Raw genomic sequence first — 20545 nt, 5'->3', positions numbered from 1 at the left:
AATTGGCCCCACTTTTTTGTTGGTGCGGCCGTTACGAAACCTTGGCCGACCTCGTTCCGCAACTCGAACTGGTTTTCCGGGTGTTCCGGGAAATTCGTTCGAGAATGCGTTCCACCGGTCGCAGGAGTACCAGCAGAAGCAGGAAAAGGCTGATCGTGGTCACGGCGACGAGGCCGCCGCGCCAGGTCCAGTGGTGGGTGGCGAGCATGCCCTGGGCGACCAGCATGTCCAGGGCGACGGCACCCGCCAGTGCGGTGAGTACCCGGGCGAACGGATCGAGTCCGCGCAGTGCCGCACCGATCGCCACGGCCGGCGCGGCGAGCAGGTAGAACAGCGCGAACGGCCCGCGCGACGACGCGCCCGAGTCGGTGAACGCGAGCAGCGCGCCGGTTCCGGCGACGGCAGTGGCGGCCCCCGCGAGCAGAGGTCTCAGGTCCCTCCCCGGTCCTGGCCGTGCCCGTTCGTCCGCTGTTGATGATGGTGTGAGCCGTATGGTCTGCATGGCCGACTTTGCCCCCCAAGGCGTCGGATGCCGGGCTTCAATGTCGCGCAGCCGAACGGGAGGCGTCAAGCAGGTCTCCGGACATGACCGTTCGCCGGAGGCACCTGATGCCTCAAGGGAAAAAGTCGCTCGATTCGGGCGCGTTTGGGTGATCGTTTACGACACGGGGGCCGTAACTCCACCGAACGCCGTCAAACCCGCCGGGAACGCGCAGGATCGGTCCGTCCGCGGTCGGTGGGGAACCTGAACAGTTTTGGCATGGACACTTCCCGTCAACACGCGTAGTTGCTACGACAGTTGTGGCAGAGATCCTGCTAAAGGGAGGTTCCATGAGACGTTCCCGAATTACGGCATACGTGACCTCGCTCCTCCTCGCCACCGGCCTCGCCCTCACCGGAGCGGCCGCGACGCAGGCGCAGGCCGCGACCGGGGGCTATGTGGCGCTCGGCGACTCCTACTCGTCCGGTGTCGGCGCCGGCAGCTACATCAGCTCAAGCGGCAGCTGCGACCGCAGCACCAACGCCTACCCCTACCTGTGGAACGCCGCCCACAGCCCGTCCTCGTTCTCGTTCCTCGCCTGTTCGGGCGCCACCACCGACGACGTGCTCTCCGGCCAGCTCGGCACACTCAGCTCCTCGACCGCCCTGGTCTCCCTCACCATCGGCGGCAACGACGCCGGTTTCGCCGACGTCATGACGACCTGTGTGCTCAGCTCCGACAGCACCTGCCTGTCACGTATCAGCACCGCCGAGGCCTACGTGGACTCCACGCTCCCCGGCAAGCTCGACAAGGTCTACGACGCGATCAGCGCCAAGGCCCCCGACGCCAAGGTCGTCGTCCTCGGCTACCCCCGCTTCTACCTGCTGGGCACCACCTGCCTCGGTCTCTCCACGACCAAGCGCACCGCCATCAACAACGCCGCCGACTACATCGACAACGCGATCGCCAAGCGCGCCGCCGACCACGGCTTCACCTTCGCCGACGTCCGCTCCGCGTTCGCCGGCCACGAGATCTGCTCCGGCAGCTCCTGGCTGCACAGCGTCAACTGGCTGGACATCACCGAGTCGTACCACCCCACCGCGGCCGGCCACTCCGGCGGTTACCTGCCGGCGCTGACCGCCAACGCCTCCTGAGGCCCTAGGCCGAAGGCGAAGGCGACGTCGAAACCGAAGCGGAGGCCCCGCCGGTCGGGGTCTCCGTCGTCGTGGTGCAGGTGACCGAGAACGGCACCGAGTCGGACGTCGTCTCCACCGGACTGCGCACCTCCACGGCGATCGCGTCGCTCAGGGTCCCGCTGTCGGACCAGGTCGTCACGGTCACCCTCGTCTGGCGGGTCCGCCCGCCGCCGTCCGGGAAGGACAGCGTCTTCCAGCCCCGGTCGTCCAGCGTGCCGTTCTTCAGCACCCACCGGTACTGCACGTCCACGGGCACGCGCCCCACCGTGAACGTCGCCGTGAACGTGGGCGCCTGCGCGGACGACGGCGGACAGGCCCCCGAATAGTCCGTACGGGACCCGGCCACGGCGACCTTCACACTCTGCGCGGGCGCGCTGCTGCTCGCGGACGCCGACGGGGACCTGGACGCGGCGCTGCTGCTCCGGCTGGGCGCCGGGGAGCTGAGGCTGCTCGCCGACTGACCGGCACCGGCGTCGCCGCCGTCGCCCCCGTTGCCGTGGTTGAGCAGGGCGTAGGTCAGCCCGCCGAGCGCGAGGGCGACCAGCACCAGGCCGATGACCAGGACGGTACCGGCCCTGCGGTTGCCGTCCCGCTCCGGGGCGGTGGGCCAGCTGTCGGCCGGGGTGGGCATCGGGGGCGTGGGCGAGGACGGCCGAGGCTGCCGGGCGACCAGGGTCGGGGCCTCGTACGGTGCCGGCACCGGGACGGTGACGGCCGTGCCCGGCGTGCCGCCGGCCGCGATCAACCGCAGGTCGTGCTCGGCCTGTTCGGCCGACAGCCGGTGCGCCGGGTCCTTGCGCAGCAGCCCCTCGATGACCGGGGTGAGCGGCCCGGCCCGGTAGGGCGGCGGCAACTCCTCGTCCACCACGGCCCGCAGGGTGCTCAGCGGGGTGTGCTGCCGGAACGGCGAGGTGCCCTCCACCGCCGCGTACAGCAGCACCCCGAGCGACCACAGGTCGGACTCGGGGCCGAACGCCCGGCCGAGCGCCCGCTCCGGGGCGAGGAACTCCGGTGAGCCGATCACCTCGCCGGTCATGGTCAGCGCCGAGCTGCCCTCGACCGTGGCGATGCCGAAGTCGGTGAGCACCACCCGGCCGTCGTTCGACAGCAGCACGTTGCCGGGCTTCACGTCCCGGTGCAGCACCCCGGCGGAATGCGCGGCCCGCAGCGCGGACAGTACCTCGGCGCCGATGCCCGCCGCCCGCTGCGGCGACATCGGTCCCTCCGCCTCCAGCACGTCGGCCAGGGACACGCCCGGGATCAACTCCATGACGACCCAGGGCCGTCCGCCCTCCATCGCCACGTCGTACACCGTCACGACATTGCGGTTCGCGACCCGGGCCGCGGCCCAGGCCTCGCGTTCCAGACGGGCGTACATCCGCTCGACGTCGGGGCCGGGCAGCCCGGCGGGCGCCCGCACCTCCTTGACGGCGACGTCACGGCCCAGCACCTCGTCGCGGGCCCGCCACACGGTGCCCATCCCGCCCTCGCCCAGCGGGGACAGGAGTCGGTAGCGGCCCGCGATCACTCGCTCACGACCCGGCTCTTCGGTCACGGGTGGCCCCCCACGGCAGCTCGCGCGAACTCATCACAAACGTAACTCAGAGGAATGCGGATGCGGCCCCCTTGAGCACCAGTCCTGCGCCCAGGGCCACGACCACGAGCGCCGAGACGAGCGGGGTGGTCCTGCGGACCAGCGTGGCCATGGGATGGGCGGTCCAGCGGGGGCGTTTGTCCATCACCCGAGTCATTCCCGTACCCAACTTGACGACGGCGAACCCGGCGGCGGTCAGCGTCAGCGCGAGACCGACGCCGTAGGCGACGACGAGGAGCAGCCCGAACCAGGCCTGGCCGAGGGCGGCGGCGCCGACCAGCACGACGACGGCGGAGGGGCTGGGAACGAGGCCGCCTGCGAAGCCGAGGAGGATCGTGCCGCGGATGGTGGGGGCCGTGGGGTGCGTGTGGGTGTGGCCGCCGTGACTGTGCGTGTGCCCGCTGGTGTGGCCGTGTGCGGGGGCTGCGCCCCCGACGCCCGCTTCGGCCTGGACGGCCTCGTCCTCGGAAGCCGGACGGGCTGAAGGGTGCGGCTGGGTGCCGTGGTCATGGCCGTGAGAGTGGTCGTGGCCGTGAGAGTGGTCACGCGCGTGGTCGTGGTCACGCGCGTGGTCGTGGTCATGACCGTGGTCGTGGTCATGAGAGTGGCCGGGCTCGTGCGTGTCGGCGTGGCCCTGCGGGTGCGGGTGCGGGTGCGTGTGGGCGACGGCGTGCGTGTGGGCGACGGCGTGGGCGCCGACCAGGGCCGGCTCCCGCTGCTCGGTCGCCTCGTGCTCGTGGTCGCGCTCGTGGTCGTGGTCGTGGTCGTGGTCGTGAGCGTGGTCGTGGTGATGGTGGTGGCCGTCGGTGTGGGAGTGGGCGTGTTCGTGGGTGCGGTTGTGCCATGCCCTGCGGGTCAGGTTCGCGCCCGCGGCCAGGACCATGAGGCCGCTCGCGACGCCCAGCCAGGCGATCACCGAGGGCGTGGCCGCCGAACCCGCCGTCACCAGGACGCCGAGGGCGACCACGCCCAGGGTGTGGGTGACGGTGACCGACGCGGCCAGCGGGAGGACGTCGCGCAGGCGGGCGCGGCCGCCACGGGCCGCCGCGGTCGCCGCCATCAGGGTCTTGCCGTGGCCCGGTGCGAGGGCGTGCATCGCGCCGAGGCCGATCGAGATGAAGAGGGCCAGCACCGCGAAGCCGACGGTGAGGTGGTTGCGGGCGACCAGGTCGGTCAGCGCCTGGGTCCAGTGGTCGATGCCCCGGGGCAGGATCTCGGCACCCGGGGCGGCCTGCCGCTCCTGGGCGAGGGCCGGGCCGCCCGGCCGTACCCGGACGGCGGCGGTGGTGATGTCGGCCGGGGAGGAGAGCAGGTCCTTCGGGTAGCTGGTGAGTTCGTGGGAGAGGGACGCCTTCGGCACGTCCGTCCTGGTCAGCGTCATCCGGTCGCCGCGCGCGGTGATCTCCCGCCAGCCGGGGCCGGAGTCGGTGCCCGCGCTGTGGAAGCCCAGGGTGACGGTGGCGCCCTTCGGCAGCGGCGCGGTGAACCGGCACGACACCCGCAGGGTGTTCAGCCCGGCCTGGCCGGGGCGCAGTTGGGCACGGCTGCTGGTGACGGTCAGCGGGGTCGCCTTGCCGTCGACGGTGAGCCTGCTGCCGTCCGCCGCCGTCGTGCAGCGCTGCTCGGCCCACTGGGCTTCGCCGAGCCGCTTCAGGTCGGGCTTGGCCTGGGTCGCCGGGATCTCGGCGAGGTCCTCGAAGTGGTCGACACGGAGCTGTCCGGGAGCGGCGACGAGACCGTCGTACTTGTTGACGGTGAAGTTGCCGAGCGGGTGGGCGCTCGCGGCCGTGGCGGGGAGGAGGGCCAGGGCGCAGGCCGTGGTGAAGAGGGCGGCGATCCGGCGCAGGTTCACTTCGAGGCCTCCAGCGCCTTGCGGGCCGCACGGGCGCCCAACGGGGAGAAGGCCGGGTTGAGCTTGAGGGCCTTGGTGAGGTCGGCCCGGCCGGCCGCCTTCCGGCCGTTCGCCAGCTCGATCATGCCCAGGTGGTAGAGGAAGGAGGCGTTGCGGTAACCGGTGGCGGTGGACTGCCGGGCGTACGGCAGCGCTTCCTTGTTCTTGCCGTTGACGTGCAGGGCCCAGGCCAGCGCGTCCGCGGTGTGCACGGTGTGGCGGCGGGACCACTCGGTGCGCGCGGCCTTCAGCGCCTCGGCCTTGTTGCCGTGGTCCGCGGCGGCGAGGGCGGTGTCGAGGTCGGCGTTGACGCCGTTGGCGCGGGCGAGCGCGATCCAGGCCTCGACGAGGCTGTACTGGTTCTCGGCCTTCGCCCGGTCGCCCTTGGCGCCCCGGTCCTCGTACAGCTCGCCGAGCTCGACCAGCGGCTGGGGCAGGGGGTAGCGGGAGACGACCAGTTCCATGCCCTTGATGGCGTCGGCCCGGTCGCCGGTCGCCGCCTGGGCGCGGGCCCGGCCCTCCAGCGCGGGAAGGTAGGTGTCGTCGGCGGCCAGCGCGCGGGCGTAGTAGTCCAGCGCGCTTTTGTAGTCGCCCTGGTTCCAGGCGAGCAGACCGAGCTGGGCGGCCACGTAGGAGATGTCACCCTTCGAAGTGGCCGTGGCCAGGGCCTGCTGCAGCACCCGCCGGGCGCCCTGCACGTCACCGCGCAGCTCCCGCACGTACGCGAACCGCGTGAACACCGGTACGCCCGGCTTGCGTTGGTCGGCGAGGTCGGCCGCCTTGCTCGCCTCGCCGTAGCGGCCGAGTTCCACCAGGGCGTCGATCCGGGAGGACAGGGCGTTGGCGTTGTACGGGTTCTGCTTCAGGGCCTGGTCCGCGTAGCCGAGCGCCGGCGCGAACTCGTGCCGGGCGGCGGCGAGCGCGGCCTCGGCGGCCAGCGCCTGGTCGTTGTCCGGGGTGATGCGCAGCGCGCGCTGGAGGGCCTTCTCGGCCTGCGGGTAGCGGGACGGGTCGCCCTTGGTGCGCGCCTGCTCGACGTAGGCGAGGCCGAGGGTGGCCCAGCTGTCGGAGTCCTTCGGCTGGGTGCGGAGATGGGCCTGGAGAGAGGCGATCGTGGTGTCGAGGTCCCCGCTCGCCAGCAGTGCCGGGTCCACCGCGCTCGACGTGGCCACCGGTGCCGTGCCGCCGTCGCCGGAGGACCCGAAGGCGATCGCGCCACCGGTCAGCGCGATCGCCATCAGCAGGGCGGAGCCGGCGAGTTGCGCCCGCCGCCAGTTCCGCCCCGCGGCGGCGAACCGGCGCAGGGCGGTGACGCGTTCGTCGTCCTTCGTCTCGGCGGGCTGCTTGTCGTTGGTACCCGGGGCCATGCCCTCTCCTAGTAGCTGTTCGCGCGAGGCGGCGCGGCCCGCACCGTGGGGGATTGGGTGAGTGCGGGCCGCGCCAGTAGATGGGGGGCGCGTCGAGCGCCCGGTAGGGGGCGGGGCCGCGGCGGGTGTGCGCGTCGCGCGGGCGCGACCGGCCACGGCCGTCCCGCAGACCCGCAGACCCCCGACCGCCCTTGCCGCGGCGGCGACTAGTACGGCCGCCGCATCCGCCGCCGCCACCAGCCGAACCCGGTGCCGATCAGCAGCGCGCCCGCCGCACCAGCGGCCGCCGACCCGGCGATCAGCGTCGTGTTGCTGTCACTCGAACCGGTCAGGGCGTCGCCCAGCGCGCTCTTCGTGCTGCTGCCGGCCGCCGACTTGGCGATCTTGCCGCGCGAGCCGGACGTCGGCTCGGCCACGTACGGGAAGTACTTCTCGAAGCTCTTGTCGTTCTTGTCGACCGCGTCGCCCAGGTCGTTCTTGGAACCGACCAGTTCGCCCTCCATGACCTGGAGCGCCTCGTCGATCACGTCGTCGGTGAGCCGGCGCCCGTTCGGGAAGCCCGCGTTGTCACCGTCCAGGACACCGAGCCGCTTGGGCTTGGCGGCGGGCTTGATGGACGTGTTCAGGCGGAGCATCTCCGACGGCACGGCCTGCGGCTGCAGCGTGTTGAGGCCCTTGACACCCGTGAGGAACACGCTGACGAGGTCGTTGCGGGGCTCGGACGGCGCCTTGATGTTGTAGATCTGCTGGATCAGCTTGGGCAGTTCCGGGTTGGTGACGTTCCGCAGGAACTGCGCGTCGTCCTTGGGCTGGGACGCGTTGAACTTGTCCTTGTCCTTCTGCGGGTTGACGACCTCGTTGACCAGCGGGTTGCCGAGGCGCGAGACCTGCGAGTAGTAGCCCCGCGCGTTCCGGCGCTGGGTCGTCGCGTAGATACCGACCGTCGGACGCGAAGCGGACTGCCGGATCAGGTCGTTGGGCACCTGGAGGGCGATCGTGTTGACGTTGTAGCCCTTGAGGGTGTCGTTGCCGACCTCGCTGAGGTTGCCGCCGTACAGCAGGTCGAAGACGCGCAGGTCGGCGAAGAACGGGTCGTCGGCCTGGCCGGCGAAGGTCGCGCCGCCGTTCGTGGTCTTGTAGATGGCCTGCGAGCGCAGCTTCGCGTAGTCCGGCATCGACGCCTTGCCGACGTCCGACGGGGCCGCCGGGACGTCGCTGGCGATCCTCGTCGTGTACTGCTGCCGGCCGTTCCTCAGCTTGATGAGGTCGAGGTTGTACGACTGGGTGACGTTCAGGTCCGGGTCGGTCAGGTTGTCGACCACACCCGTGTTGTAGAGGAACGTCTTCTTGTTCTTGATCTGGGTCTTGAAGGTGTAGCGGAAGATCAGGTCGTCCTTCGCGTCACCGTTGTTGTCGATGTGGATGTCGTACTGGGCGTCATCCGCGAACTGGTAGAAGTTCGGGCCGCCGGCCGGCTCCTCGAAGGGGATGTAGTCCGACACGATCGTGGTGGTGTCGGGCTTGTCCGGGCTGACGAACGCGTACAGGTCGGTGTTGTCGTACTGCGGGGTGCCCGAGATGAGCGGGGCCTCCCGGTGGGAGGAGGCGGAGGCCGCCCCCGGTTCCAGCGCGGCGACGCTGGCGGCTGTGATCCCGCCGGTGGCCAGTGCCCCACAGATGAGCGTCACAAGGCCCTTGCGCCCCGCGCCGCTCCTGGAGTTAAGAGGTGTCATGCCGTCCGTCCCTCGGTCCCAACTTGCTTGACGGACGGGTATACGGAGCGAGAAGGCCGTTTGGATTGGTCCGAAGAAAAAAATCTTTTTTTCTTGGTCAACCCGCGTTTCGGGCGCTCGCGTACGTACTTCTGCCGGAGGTGCGTCAGTTGCGAACGCCTGGTGTGGGAGGACGGGCCGGGTGCGGCCACAGGAGGGGGAACGGTGTGGAGGCGGACGAACTGCTGGTGCTCGTCGCCGGCGGCGACCAGAAGGCGTTCGAGGACCTCTACGGACTGGTGTCCGGCCCGGTGTTCGGGCTCGTGCGGCGCGTGGTCCGCGACCCCGCCCAGTCCGAGGAGGTGGCCCAGGAGGTGCTGCTCGAACTCTGGCGCTCCGCAGCCAAGTTCGACCCCGGCCGGGGCAGCGCCCTGTCCTGGATTCTCACCCTCGCCCACCGCCGCGCCGTCGACCGGGTGCGCAGCGCCCGCGCAGCCGGTGAACGCGAGCAACGCGAGGCCCTGCGCTCCGGCGAACCCGCCTTCGACCAGGTCGCCGAGACGGTGGAGGCCGGCCTGGAGCGCGAGTGGGTGCGCCGCTGCCTGGACCGCCTGACGGCACTGCAGCGCCAGTCCGTCACGCTCGCGTACTACGACGGCTACACGTACCGTGAGGTCGCCGAGCGGCTCAAGCTGCCGCTGGGCACGGTCAAGACCCGTATGCGCGACGGACTCACCCGGCTGCGCGACTGCCTGGGAGGCGCCGCATGAGCCTGGTCGGCCGCCTGCTGCACCGCGAGGACCTGCATTCGCTGGCCGCGCCCTACGCCCTTGACGCCCTGGACCCCGGGGAACGGCGGCGCTTCGAGAAGCACCTGAAGGACTGTGGCCGGTGCGCCGACGAGGTCCGGGCGCTGACCGAGGACGCGGTCCGCCTCGCCTGGTCCACGGCGGCCCCGCCGCCCGTCGCGATGCGCGACCGGGTGCTGGCCGCCGTACGCGCCACCCCGCAGGAGCCGGCTCCCGGGCAGGAGCACGTGCCCAATCTGCCGCCGCACGTCTGGGGCGTGCAGCCCCCGCCGCCGCGCCGGCGGCCGCGCCCGCTGTTCGTGCCGTTCGCCACCGCCACCGCGGCCGCCGCGCTGGTCGTCGCCTCGCTGTTCGCGGTGCAGGCCGACCGGACCCAGAACCAGCTCGACGCCGCGCGGTCCCAGTCACGTGAGATCGCCCACGTTCTGGCCGCGACCGACGCCCGCGCGACCAGCTACCAGGACCCCCAGGGCCGAAGTATCGGAGCGGTGGCTTCCGTTTCGGAGGGGCAGGCCGTCGTCACGCTCAGCGGATACGGCACCCCGGCGAACGGCCGGGTGCATCAGCTCTGGCTCATGCGCCCCCGTGTGCAACCGCGCTCCCTCGGGCTCTTCGAGGCGGGATCGCCCCTGGTCGCCACGGGATTGAGCAAGTCCGCGACGTCACTCGCGGTGACCGTCGAGCCCGCCGGCGGGTCGGCGCAGCCCACCAGCCAGCCGGTTGTCCAACTCGCCCTGAAATCGGTTGGATTCGGAGAGTAGTCGAAGCTGAGTTTGAAGCCGAGTTCAAGAGGGGTCGTCAACACCCTTGCGGGGAAGGTGAATCCTGTGACCGCGATACACGAGTGCCCCATCGGGGCGATAGGGTTACCCTGCCCGGGCCGGGTGGACTCGTACGGGTGGGGAGTGACATGGATCAGATAACACGCAGCAGGGCGAGGGTTCCTGCGATCACCTGCGGGAGCGGTGCGACCAGTTCGCGCCTCGACCGCCATCTGTCGGTGCTGGCGGGGCCCGCCATACCGCAGCAGCAGGCGGTCGAGGCGACGTCGCTGATGCGTGAGCTGACCGCGCGCGAACCCGCGCGACGCAGCGACCGGGGTGCTCGGGTCAGCCGTGTCTCCCTCTTCGCGCCGCTGCGCCGGCTGCGCCGTTCGCTGTTCGGCGGCAGCAAGCACTGACCGCCTGACCGTCAGGCCCGCGCTCAGGCCGCCACGCCGTTCCGGCGCAGCGCTGCGATCTCGGCGTCCGTCATCCCCACGGCACGCGGCAGCGCCTCGGTGTGCGGTCCGAGCGCGGGCACGCCCCCATCCACGCCTCGTCCCCGCCCGGCAGCGATGGGGGCCTACCCGGCCGACGCCTCGCGCACCGGCATCTTCACCGGCCCGCTCCGCCCCGCCGCGCAGGGTGACTCACAGCAGCGTCAGTTGACCCGCCGGTCCTTCTTCCGTGTGCTCCAGGATCGACGCCGGTCTGCGCGACGTCTGCGGAGGCGGCAGCACACCCGCAGCCGTCAGGTCGGCTGCCGTGATCTCCACTGTGATCTCCAGGGCGGCCCGCTCCGCGCGGACGTCCGCCAGCAGGGTCAGGACCGTGATCAGTTCCAGCAGCTCCGAGGTCTGCTGCTGCGGCCAGGCCGTGGGGCCGATCGCCGACAGGGTGCCGGGTTCCGCGGGGGCCGTCCGTGCCGTGAACCACGTCTGCAGGATCCTCGCGTCCCCCATCGTGAACTCCCAGGCCTCCTGCGGTACCGGCGAGATGCGGCCCTCGTCGAGGTGGAGGGTCTCCTCGTCGGGGTCGTAGCGGAGGCTGAGCGGGCGCGAGGGGAGGGGCGCCCGGACATAGGGGCGGCGGCCGCCCGGCAACTTGGGGCGTTCGCCGTCCCGGCGCATGAGCCACAGCACGCGGCGCCCCAGCTCCACACCGCGGGACCACAGGTCGGAACTCCCGGTGAGCGGGACGGTGTGGTCGGCGCGGACCGTCGCCAGGATCCAGGCCAGGACGTCCACCGGAGCGGGAGTCGCGCCCAGGCGGTCGGCCAGGTGTTCCCGCAGCCCCGGCGCCAGGTTCGGTTCCGCGCCGCCCGGACGGCGGTACAGCGGGCGGATCCGGCCCGCGCGCAGGGTGGGCAGCAGGGAGGTCGCCAGCAACGGCATGCCCTCCGCCGACTCCACCGCGAAGATCTGGCGGTCGTCCGCCACCCGCCACAGCTCCGGGCGGGCCGCGTCGATCAGCCGGTGGTCCGGGATCAGCCACTGTTCGTCGAAGGGGGCCGCCAGCACACGGACCGGGTCCGCGCACGGGCCCGAGGCCTGCGCCAGCCGCTCCGTGCCGGTCCGCCGGCCCGGCAGCTGGGGTACCGCCGAGTCGACGGTCCGGGACCGCGTCGGCTCGAACAGGGCCGCGCGGTCGGGGCCGTCTGCCCTCAGGAGCGCTTCCCAGCGGGACTTCAGGGCCGCCGGGACGGGGGCCGTCGGCCACCCCCGGCCGAGCCGTAGTGGTGCGACGGACCACGGCATGAGGTCCGCCAGCGGCGGAGCGTCGTCGTGCGTCACGCCCGGCATCGTACGACGAGTTCAGGTGGCGTCGAGCGTGACGGTGAAGGAGAAACGGTCCCCCCGGTAGTGGATGACCGCCAGGTCCAGGACCCGGCCCGCGGTGTCGAAGGTGACGCCCGTGTAGTGCAGGATCGGGCTGAGCAGGGGGACCTGGAGCAGTCGGGCGGTCTCCGGGTCGGCCAGGCGGGCCTCTACCGTGTCCGTGATGCGGCTGATGTCCGCGCCGACGACGTCCCGGAGCACCTTGGTCATGGGCCAGCGGGCCAGGTCCTCCGGGTCGATCCGCGCGGCCAGTTCGGGACGGACGTGGTTGCGGGCGTGGTTGGTGGGCTCGCCGGTCTGCTCGTCGCTGCGCAGCCGGTGATACGACGCCACCTCCGTGAGGTCCGGGAAGTACTCGGTGAGTTCGCCGTCGACGGGCACCGCGCGGTGCTCCAGCAACTGGGCCGTCATGCCCGACTGCTGGGCCACGATCGCGTCCACCGAGCCGAGCAGCCGCACCGGGGTGCCCCGCCGGGCGTCCGGCTCGATGAAGGTGCCGCGGCGGCGGTGCCGGCTGATCAGGCCCTCGTCCTCCAGCTCCTTCAGCGCCTGCCGCATGGTCAGCACGCTCACGCCGTAGTGCTCGGCGAGCTGTTCCTCGGTGGGCAGCCGGAGCGGGTCCCGGGGCGAGCGGCCGAGTATCGAGGCGCGCAGCGACTGCGACACCTGGTACCAGAGCGGCAGCTTGCGGTTGAGGACGATCGAGTCCGGGGCGAAGGAGGTCACGGGCCATCCGTACCGGTGGGGGATCTTCAGTGCAAGGGGCGGAAGTGCCGTTCCAGGCCCTGCCACACGTCGTCGTAGCGCTGCTGGAGGTGTTCGGCGGTCGCCGCCTGCGGGGTGAGGGTGACCGGCCAGCGGGTCTCGAACATGAAGGCCAGGCCGTCGTCCATCTTCTGGGGCGTCAGCTCGGCCGTGCTCGCCCGGTCGAACGTCTCCCGGTCCGGGCCGTGCGCCGACATCATGTTGTGCAGCGATCCGCCGCCCGGCAGGAAGCCTTCGGCCTTGGCGTCGTACGCCCCCTCGATCAGGCCCATGTACTCGCTCATCACGTTCCGGTGGAAGTACGGCGGCCGGAAGGTGTTCTCGCCCACCAGCCAGCGCGGCGCGAAGACCACGAAGTCGACGCCGGCCAGGCCGGGGGTGTCCGAAGGCGAGGTCAGCACCGTGAAGATCGACGGGTCGGGGTGGTCGTACGAGATGGTGCCGATCACATTGAAGCGTCGGAGGTCGTAGACGTAGGGCACATGTGTGCCGTGCCAGGCCACCACGTCCAGGGGGGAGTGGTCATAGGTGGCGGTCCACAGGTTGCCGCAGAACTTGTTGACCACCTCCACCGGGCCCTCGATGTCCTCGTAGGCGGCGACGGGGGCCAGGAAGTCCCGGGCGTTGGCGAGGCCGTTGGCGCCGATCGGACCGAGGTCGGGAAGGCGGAAGGGCGAGCCGTAGTTCTCGCACACATAACCCCGGGCCGTGTCCTCCAGCAGCTCCACACGGAAGCGGACCCCGCGGGGGATCAGCGCCACATGTGCCGGCTCCACATGCAGCAGGCCGAACTCCGTGTGCACCAGCAGTCCGCCGTGCTCCGGGACGACGAGCAGCTCGCCGTCCGCGTCGGAGAAGACCCGGTCCATCGAGGCGTTGGCGTGATAGAGGTGCACGGCCATGCCGGTGCGCTGGGTGGCGTCGCCGTTGCCGCCCAGGGTCCACAGGCCGCCCAGGAAGTCCGTGCCGGGCGGCGGCTGGGGCGGAGGGTTCCAGCGCAGCCGGTTCGGGTCCGGGGCGAGCTCCGTGAAGGGGGCGGTGCGCAGCGTCCCGTTGCCGGCGGCCCGGGTGAAGGCCGGGTGGGCGGCCGACGGGCGGATCCGGTACAGCCAGGAACGGCGGTTGTGCGCCCGAGGTTCGGTGAAGGCCGTACCGCTGAGCTGCTCCGCGTACAGGCCGAGGGGGGCGCGCTGCGGGGAGTTGCGGCCCTCGGGCAGGGCGCCCGGCACCGCCTCGGAGGAGTGCTCGTTGCCGAACCCCGAGAGGTACGACAGCCCCTCTGCGGTCTTGCGGGCTGCCCCGCGCTCCCGCTCGGACACGCTCGCGCGGGAGATGCCCCCATCGCTCATGATCGCTCCCTGAACCTGCCGGCCCGCCACTGATTCCTATGCATCACCGTAGGATTGGGCGGGGCCGGGTGCAAGAGGGCCCGGATCATCCTCGCGAGGTATGCCGAGAACCCGACCTGAGGGGGATCCGGTCCCGGGCGCGCTGTTCTACGCTCCGGGCATGTCGTGGACGCGTGTACTGCCGGGTGCGCTCGCGGTCTGCCTGCTGCTCCTGGTCGCGGCCGCGGGGTGCGGGACCGGGGAGGAGGCGCACGGGCGGCGGGGGGCGGCGTCGTCCTCGCCGGTGGGCAAGATCCTCGACGAGACGGACGCGAGCGGGAGCCACTACCGCGAGCTGGACCCGAAGCGGGCGCCCGGGGTGGACACGGTGGTCACCCCGGACGCCGCCGGCGGCTGGGACGTCCGGCTCGACGTGCACCGCTTCCGGTTCTCCCCGGCGGGCACCGCGGCAAAGGCGGTCGCCGGCCGCGGCCTCGCCTGCCTCTTCGTGGACGGCGGCCTGGTGGCGCGGCTGCGCGCCGCCGCGTACCACCTGCCCGCCGGTCTCGTCCCGCACGGCACCCACCACATCACCGCCCGGCTCTACGCGGACGACGGCACGGTCTGGGCCGTGGCCGGCAAGCCGGTGGAGAGCACCGCGGACGTCACCGCGTCGGCCACGGAGACGGCCACCTCGTCGGCACCGGCGGCCGTGTCCGCCTCCCCTTCGTCACCGGCACCGGCACCGGCACCGGCACCGGCGCGAGCAGTACGGACGCCAGATGAGTGCATGTGCCATCCGTCTGCGTACCGGGGGGCGAGGTTCCCGTGATTCCGGCGGAAAGGCATCATGAAGTCCGTGCCCCCAGCGACACCGCTTCGCAAAGCGCCCGTGCAGCGCCGCAGCGCCGAACGGCTGACCAGGATCCTCGACGCCTGCGCCGACCTCCTCGACGAGGTGGGCTACGACGAGCTGAGCACCCGGGCGGTCGCGGTGCGCGCCGGGGTGCCCATCGGCTCGGTGTACCGCTTCTTCGGCAACAAGCGGCAGATGGCCGACGCCCTCGCCCAGCGCAACCTGGAGCGGTTCTCCGAGCGGGTCACCGAGCGGCTGAAGGACGCGCCGAACGGTGACTGGCGGGCGGCGACGGACGCGGTGCTCGACGAGTACCTCGCCATGAAGCGCACCGCCCCCGGCTTCTCCCTCGTCGACTTCGGCAACCAGATCCCGGTCGGCGCCCGCTCCGAACCCAACCACAGGGTCGCCGACCGGCTGACCGACCTGCTCGCAGGCTACCTGGGCCGCACCCCCGACGAGGCCCTGCGCCGCACGTTCCTCGTGGCCGTGGAGACGGCCGACACCCTGGTCCACCTGTCCTTCCGGGTGGACCAGGAGGGCGACGAGGCGATCATCGGAGAGATGCGGGAACTGCTGCGGGCGTACCTGGCCCGAGTGCTCGACTGACCCAGCCGAAGACGTGCCCCGAAGGGGCGCGGCGAACTGCACCACCAGCCACGAACGGCCCGCACCCGAACGGCGACCCGCGGCAGCCGTCCCTTCCCGACGGCAGCCGTCCCCCTCCCGCGGCAGCCGACCCGCACGCGAATCACCGCCGGCCCTCCCCCCTCGGCATACCGCCCGGTATGCTCGCCCCGAGTCCGGCAGCCCACCCACTTCGCCGCACCCCCCGGAGGCCCCGCATGCCCCGCACCGCCCTGCGCGTCTGCCCCCTCTGCGAGGCGACCTGCGGTCTGACCCTCACCATCGAGGGCACCCGCGTCACCGGAGCCCGCGGCGACCGCGAGGACGTCTTCAGCAAGGGGTTCATCTGCCCGAAGGGCGCCTCCTTCGGCGCCGTCGACGCCGACCCCGACCGGCTGCGCGCCCCGCTCGTTCGCCGCGACGGCGAACTGCGCGAGGCCACCTGGGCCGAGGCCTTCGACACGGTGGCCGCCGGGGTGCGGGCGGTCGTCGAGCGGTACGGCGCCCACTCCGTCGGCGTCGTGCTCGGCAACCCCAACGTGCACACCGTGGCCGGGGGCCTCTACCCCCAGCTCCTGATCGGCGCCCTCGGCACCCGCAGCGTCTTCACCGCCTCCACGGTCGACCAGATGCCCAAGCACGTCTCCAGCGGACTGCTCTTCGGTGACGCCAACGCGATACCGGTGCCCGACCTCGACCACACCGACCACCTCCTCCTGATCGGCGCCAACCCGCTGGAGTCCAACGGCAGTCTGTGCACCGCCCCCGACTTCCCCGGCAGGCTCAAGGCGCTCAGGGCCCGCGGCGGCACCCTCACCGTCATCGACCCGCGCCGCACCCGCACCGCGAAACTCGCCGACCGGCACATCGCCGTCCGGCCCGGCACCGACGCCCTGTTGCTCGCCGCGATGGCCCAGGTCCTCTTCGCGGAGGACCTGGTGGACCTCGGGCAGCTCGCCCCGCATGTCCAAGGCCTCGACGAACTCCGCGCCGCGCTGGGCGACTTCACCCCGGACGCGGTCGCCCGCGCCTGTGACGTGGACGCCGGGACGATCCGCGTCCTCGCCCGCGAACTCGCCGCCGCGCCGACCGCCGCCGTGTACGGCCGGATCGGCAGCTGCACCGTCCCGCACGGCACCCTCGCCAGCTGGCTCGTGGACGTCCTCAACATCCTCACCGGCAACCTCGACCGGCCCGGCGGCGCGCTCTTCCCGCAGGCCGCCACCGACCGGACCCCGCGCCCCGCCGGTCCCGGCCGGGGCTTCGCGCTCGGGCGCTGGCACTCCCGGGTGAGCCGGCACCCGGAGGCGAAGGGGGAGTTGCCGCTCTCCGCGCTCGCCGAGGAGATCGACACCGCGACGGCGCAGGGCGAGCCGATCCGGGCGCTGATCGCCGTCGCCACCAACCCGGTGCTCTCCGCACCCGACGGTGACCGCCTCGACAAGGCCCTGGAGTCCCTCGACTTCATGGTCAGCGTCGACCCCTACCTCAACGAGACCGCCCGCCACGCCGACGTCGTGCTGCCCCCGCCGCCGCCCTCGCAGAGCCCGCACCACGACTTCGCCTTCAACACCCTCGCCGTGCGCAATCAGGTCCGCTACTCCCGCCCCGCCGTCCCGCTGGAACCCGGCAGGATGCCGGAGACCGAGATCCTGGCCCGGCTGGTCCTCGCGGCCGGCGGCATGCACGGCGCCGAACCGTCCGCCGTGGACGACATGGTCATCGGCCAGACCCTGGGCAAGGCCGTCCAGGAGACCCACTCGCCCGTGCACGGCCGGGACCCGCGGGAACTCGCCGGCCTGCTCACCGGGGAGAACGGGCCCGAGCGCCGGCTCGACCTGATGCTGCGGCTCGGCCCCTACGGCGACGGCTTCGGCGTCCGTCCCGACGGGCTCACCCTGGAGCGGCTGCTCGCCCACCCGCACGGCATCGACCTCGGGCCGCTCACCTCCCGCCTCCCGCAGCCGCTGAAGACCAGGAGCGGCAAGGTCGAACTGCTGCCGCGGCCGATCGCCGACGACCTGCCCCGGCTGCGCGCGGCCCTCGACACCAGCCCCGCCGCGCTCGTGCTCGTCGGCCGCAGGCACCTGCGCTCCAACAACAGCTGGATGCACAACGTGCCCGCCCTCACCGGCGGCACCAACCGCTGCACCCTGCACATCCACCCCGAGGACGCCGCACGGCTCGGCGTGCGCGACGGCGCCGACGTACGCGTCAAGGGCGCCGGCGGCGAGGTCGTCACCCCCGCCGAGGTCACCGACGGCGTCCGGCCCGGCGTCGTCAGCCTGCCGCACGGCTGGGGCCACGACCGCCCCGGCACCCGGCTCAGCCACGCCGCGACCGCGCCCGGCGTCAACGTCAACCAGCTCCTCGACGGCAGCCTGCTCGACCCGCTGTCCGGCAACGCCGTTCTCAACGGCATCCCCATCGAGGTGACCGCACTCCTGTGACCTGGACTTTCGCGCTTATTGCTCGCGCGTCAACGTCTTGTTAACAAGGTTTGGCGCGACCTAACGTCGTCCGCACCGCCGGCCCTGGTGGGAGTTCAAGGGCGAACGTTAGGTGATCCACTCATGCTGACCATCCTCGGCTTCGGCATGATCGCGACCTTCCTGGTCCTGATCATGCTGAAGAAGATGTCGCCGATCGCGGCGCTCGTGCTGATCCCCGCGCTGTTCTGCGTGGCCGTGGGCAAGGGCGCCCACCTCGGCGACTACGTCATCGACGGCGTCACCAGCCTCGCGCCCACCGCGGCGATGCTCATGTTCGCGATCGTCTACTTCGGGGTGATGATCGACGTCGGCCTCTTCGATCCGGTCGTCAGGGGCATCCTGCGGTTCTGCAAGGCCGACCCGCTGCGGATCGTCGTCGGCACGGCCGTGCTGGCCGCGATCGTCTCGCTCGACGGCGACGGCTCCACCACCTTCATGATCACCGTCTCGGCGATGTACCCGCTGTACAAGCGGCTGAAGATGAGCCTGGTCGTGATGACCGGTGTGGCGGCGATGGCCAACGGCGTGATGAACACCCTGCCCTGGGGCGGCCCCACCGCCCGCGCCGCGACCGCGCTCAAGCTGGACGCGAGCGACATCTTCGTGCCGATGATCCCGGCGCTGGCCATGGGCCTGCTGTTCGTCTTCGCCCTCGCCTACGTCCTCGGCCGCCGCGAGCGCAGGCGGCTCGGCGTGCTGACGCTGGACGAGGTGCTGGTGGAGGAGCAGGAGACGGTCCTCGTGGGCGCGGGCAAGGCCGCTTCCGGCACCGCCGGTCCGGGCGCCGGCACCGCCGGTCCGGGCTCCGGCACCGGCGCGGGACTCCCCGAGGAGCCGGCGGCGGACGACGGCTTCCGGGGCCTCGACCCGCACCGGGAGACCCTGCGCCCCAGGCTCTACTGGTTCAACGCGCTGCTCACGGTCACCCTGCTCACCTCCATGATCATGGAGTGGCTGCCGATCCCGGTGCTGTTCCTGCTGGGCGCCGCCCTGGCCCTGACCGTCAACTTCCCCCAGATGCCCGCCCAGAAGGCGCGGATCGCCGCCCACGCCGAGAACGTCCTCAACGTCTCCGGCATGGTCTTCGCCGCCGCCGTCTTCACCGGCGTTCTCCAGGGCACCGGCATGGTCGACCACATGGCCGACTGGCTCGTCGGCAACATCCCCGACGCCCTGGGCCCGCACATGGCCCTCGTCACCGGCGTGCTGAGCATCCCGCTCACGTACTTCATGTCGAACGACGGCTTCTACTTCGGCATCCTCCCGGTGCTCGCCGAGGCCGGCCAGGCGCACGGCGTCTCCGCCGTGGAGATCGCCCGCGCCTCGATCGTCGGCCAGCCGCTGCACATGTCCAGCCCGCTCGTGCCCGCCGTCTACGTCCTGGTCGGCATGGCCAAGGTCGAGTTCGGCGACCACACCCGCTTCGTCGTGAAGTGGGCGGCGCTGACATCGCTGGTGGTGCTCGGGGCAGGGATCCTGTTCGGGATCGTGTGACATGGCACCCCGGCGGCAGGGGACATGGCCCCTCGGCAGCAGGTGACCCAGGACAAGGAGGCCTCACCATGGCGCCCGCCAGGAACCGCGGCTGGCTGCTCCGTCTCGTCATCGCCTTCGGCCTCGCTCAGGGGGCGGTGTCGATGGCCCGGCCCGCCGTCTCCTACCGGGCCCTCGCCCTCGGCGCCGACGAACGGGCCGTCGGCGTCATCGCCGGTGTCTACGCCCTGCTCCCGCTGTTCGCCGCCGTACCGCTCGGCCGCCGTACCGACCACGGCCGCTGCGCACCGCTGCTGCCCGTCGGCGTCGTCCTGATATCCGGTGGCTGCGTGCTCAGCGGAGTCGCCGGCTCCCTGTGGGCGATGGCCCTGTGGAGCGGGGTGATGGGCCTCGGCCACCTCTGCTTCGTGATCGGCGCGCAGTCCCTGGTGGCCCGTCAGTCGGCGCCGCACGAACAGGACCGCAACTTCGGCCACTTCACCATCGGGGCGTCGCTGGGCCAGCTGATCGGGCCGATCGCGGCCGGTGCGCTGATCGGCGGCCCCGACCTGGCGGGCAGCAGCGCGCTGGCCCTCGTGGCGGCGGGTGCGGGCGGGGCCGTCGCGTGCGCGTCGCTGTGGCGCATCGAGGACCGTACGGCGGTCACCTCCCGTACCGAGGAGGCCGACCAGGTGGCGGTGGGCCGCATCCTGCGCGCCCGGGGCGTCCCGGCCGGGATGCTGATCAGCCTGTCGGTCCTCTCCGCGACCGACGTCCTGACCGCGTACCTTCCCGTGGTCGGCGAGCACCGGGACATCTCCCCGGCGGTGATCGGCGTGCTGCTCAGCGTGCGGGCGGGGGCGACGATCGCCTGCCGGCTCGTCCTCACCCCGCTGCTGCGGCTGCTCGGGCGGCCGCTGCTGCTGACGGCCACCTGTTTCCTGGCGGCCCTGCTGTGTGCGGGCATCGCGGTGCCGGTGCCGGTGTGGGCGCTGGCCCTGGTGCTCGGCGCGCTCGGCTTCTGCCTGGGGGTGGGACAGCCGCTGTCCATGACCACGGTGGTGCAGGCCGCACCCGACGGCGCCCGTTCCACGGCGCTCGCCCTGCGGCTGACCGGCAACCGGCTGGGGCAGGTGGCCGCGCCCGCCGGGGCGGGGCTGGTGGCGGGCGTGGCCGGGGCCGCCGCGCCGTTCCTGATGCTCGGCGCGTTGCTGCTGGTCTCGGCGGGGGTGGCGGCGCGCTCGCCGGGGGCTGCGGGACGCGGCGGGGGCGCCGGCCCGGCACCGCGGACCCGGCGCGGGCGTCCGGCGTTGCGCCGCACGAGCGATATCTGACAGCGCGTCGGCCGTGGCTGC

At 72.2% G+C, this 20545-nt stretch carries 17 protein-coding genes; 9 read left to right on the top strand and 8 right to left on the bottom strand.

The window, feature by feature from the left end; translation table 11 throughout:
* Nucleotides 1-31 precede the first annotated feature (31 nt).
* Nucleotides 32-571: a hypothetical protein gene (locus AB0M11_RS21920; RefSeq protein ID WP_365707905.1), complete on the bottom strand. Its 540-nt coding sequence runs from the start codon at nt 569-571 to the stop codon at nt 32-34.
* 260 nt (nt 572-831) lie between these two features.
* Between AB0M11_RS21920 and AB0M11_RS21915 the strand changes: the two genes are divergently transcribed.
* Nucleotides 832-1635 (top strand): SGNH/GDSL hydrolase family protein, encoded by an 804-nt coding sequence (locus tag AB0M11_RS21915; RefSeq protein WP_365707903.1) that lies wholly within the window; start codon nt 832-834, stop codon nt 1633-1635.
* Nucleotides 1636-1639: 4 nt separating this feature from the next.
* Here the strand turns inward: AB0M11_RS21915 and AB0M11_RS21910 are convergent, their stop codons facing one another.
* From AB0M11_RS21910 to AB0M11_RS21895, 4 genes are all read right to left on the bottom strand, one after another.
* Nucleotides 1640-3232 carry a serine/threonine-protein kinase gene (locus AB0M11_RS21910; protein ID WP_365707900.1) on the bottom strand — a complete coding sequence of 531 codons (1593 nt, stop codon included), beginning with the start codon at nt 3230-3232 and terminating at the stop codon, nt 1640-1642.
* A gap of 46 nt (nt 3233-3278) precedes the next feature.
* Complete coding sequence (locus AB0M11_RS21905; RefSeq protein WP_365707967.1) at nt 3279-5117, bottom strand: nickel transporter; 1839 nt, start codon at nt 5115-5117, stop codon at nt 3279-3281.
* Nucleotides 5118-5119: 2 nt separating this feature from the next.
* Nucleotides 5120-6529 carry a tetratricopeptide repeat protein gene (locus tag AB0M11_RS21900; protein WP_365707898.1) on the bottom strand — a complete coding sequence of 470 codons (1410 nt, stop codon included), beginning with the start codon at nt 6527-6529 and terminating at the stop codon, nt 5120-5122.
* Nucleotides 6530-6735: 206 nt separating this feature from the next.
* Nucleotides 6736-8262, bottom strand: coding sequence for a DUF4331 domain-containing protein (locus tag AB0M11_RS21895; RefSeq protein ID WP_365707896.1), 1527 nt, complete (start codon nt 8260-8262; stop codon nt 6736-6738).
* 206 nt (nt 8263-8468) lie between these two features.
* Here AB0M11_RS21895 and AB0M11_RS21890 point away from each other — a divergent pair, with 206 nt between their 5' ends.
* From AB0M11_RS21890 to AB0M11_RS21880, 3 genes are all read left to right on the top strand, one after another.
* Nucleotides 8469-9011 (top strand): sigma-70 family RNA polymerase sigma factor, encoded by a 543-nt coding sequence (locus AB0M11_RS21890; protein WP_365707894.1) that lies wholly within the window; start codon nt 8469-8471, stop codon nt 9009-9011.
* Nucleotides 9008-9811 (top strand): anti-sigma factor, encoded by an 804-nt coding sequence (locus tag AB0M11_RS21885; protein WP_365707892.1) that lies wholly within the window; start codon nt 9008-9010, stop codon nt 9809-9811. The genes AB0M11_RS21890 and AB0M11_RS21885 overlap by 4 nt, the downstream gene beginning before the upstream one ends.
* A gap of 149 nt (nt 9812-9960) precedes the next feature.
* Nucleotides 9961-10230, top strand: a complete 270-nt coding sequence (locus AB0M11_RS21880; RefSeq protein WP_352362186.1) for a hypothetical protein — start codon at nt 9961-9963, stop codon at nt 10228-10230.
* Nucleotides 10231-10461: 231 nt separating this feature from the next.
* On the opposite strand, the gene AB0M11_RS21875 is transcribed toward AB0M11_RS21880, so the two are convergent.
* From AB0M11_RS21875 to hmgA, 3 genes are read right to left on the bottom strand one after another with little or no spacing between them, the layout of a single operon-like run.
* On the bottom strand, nt 10462-11613 hold the full coding sequence (locus AB0M11_RS21875; RefSeq protein ID WP_365707890.1) for a type ISP restriction/modification enzyme: 1152 nt from the start codon (nt 11611-11613) through the stop codon (nt 10462-10464).
* A gap of 12 nt (nt 11614-11625) precedes the next feature.
* On the bottom strand, nt 11626-12375 hold the full coding sequence (locus tag AB0M11_RS21870) for a GntR family transcriptional regulator (protein ID WP_365707888.1): 750 nt from the start codon (nt 12373-12375) through the stop codon (nt 11626-11628).
* A gap of 26 nt (nt 12376-12401) precedes the next feature.
* Nucleotides 12402-13763 carry a homogentisate 1,2-dioxygenase gene (hmgA, locus tag AB0M11_RS21865; RefSeq protein ID WP_365707886.1) on the bottom strand — a complete coding sequence of 454 codons (1362 nt, stop codon included), beginning with the start codon at nt 13761-13763 and terminating at the stop codon, nt 12402-12404.
* Nucleotides 13764-13923: 160 nt separating this feature from the next.
* On the opposite strand from hmgA, the gene AB0M11_RS21860 reads away from it, so the two are divergent.
* From AB0M11_RS21860 to AB0M11_RS21840, 5 genes are all read left to right on the top strand, one after another.
* On the top strand, nt 13924-14574 hold the full coding sequence (locus AB0M11_RS21860; RefSeq protein ID WP_365707884.1) for a hypothetical protein: 651 nt from the start codon (nt 13924-13926) through the stop codon (nt 14572-14574).
* An 18-nt stretch (nt 14575-14592) separates the two neighbouring features.
* Complete coding sequence (locus AB0M11_RS21855) at nt 14593-15207, top strand: TetR/AcrR family transcriptional regulator (protein WP_365707882.1); 615 nt, start codon at nt 14593-14595, stop codon at nt 15205-15207.
* A gap of 236 nt (nt 15208-15443) precedes the next feature.
* A complete protein-coding gene (locus AB0M11_RS21850; RefSeq protein ID WP_365707880.1) occupies nt 15444-17675 on the top strand; it encodes a molybdopterin oxidoreductase family protein in 2232 nt (743 codons plus the stop codon).
* A 123-nt stretch (nt 17676-17798) separates the two neighbouring features.
* A complete protein-coding gene (locus tag AB0M11_RS21845; protein ID WP_365707878.1) occupies nt 17799-19211 on the top strand; it encodes a citrate:proton symporter in 1413 nt (470 codons plus the stop codon).
* Nucleotides 19212-19279: 68 nt separating this feature from the next.
* Nucleotides 19280-20524 (top strand): MFS transporter, encoded by a 1245-nt coding sequence (locus AB0M11_RS21840; protein ID WP_365707876.1) that lies wholly within the window; start codon nt 19280-19282, stop codon nt 20522-20524.
* Nucleotides 20525-20545: the final 21 nt, after the last annotated feature.

The sequence above is a fragment of the Streptomyces sp. NPDC051987 genome, assembly GCF_040680735.1.
GTDB lineage: Bacteria > Actinomycetota > Actinomycetes > Streptomycetales > Streptomycetaceae > Streptomyces.
The sequence above is the reverse complement of the archived record's forward strand: the minus strand, read 5'-3'. Positions and strand labels throughout refer to the sequence as shown.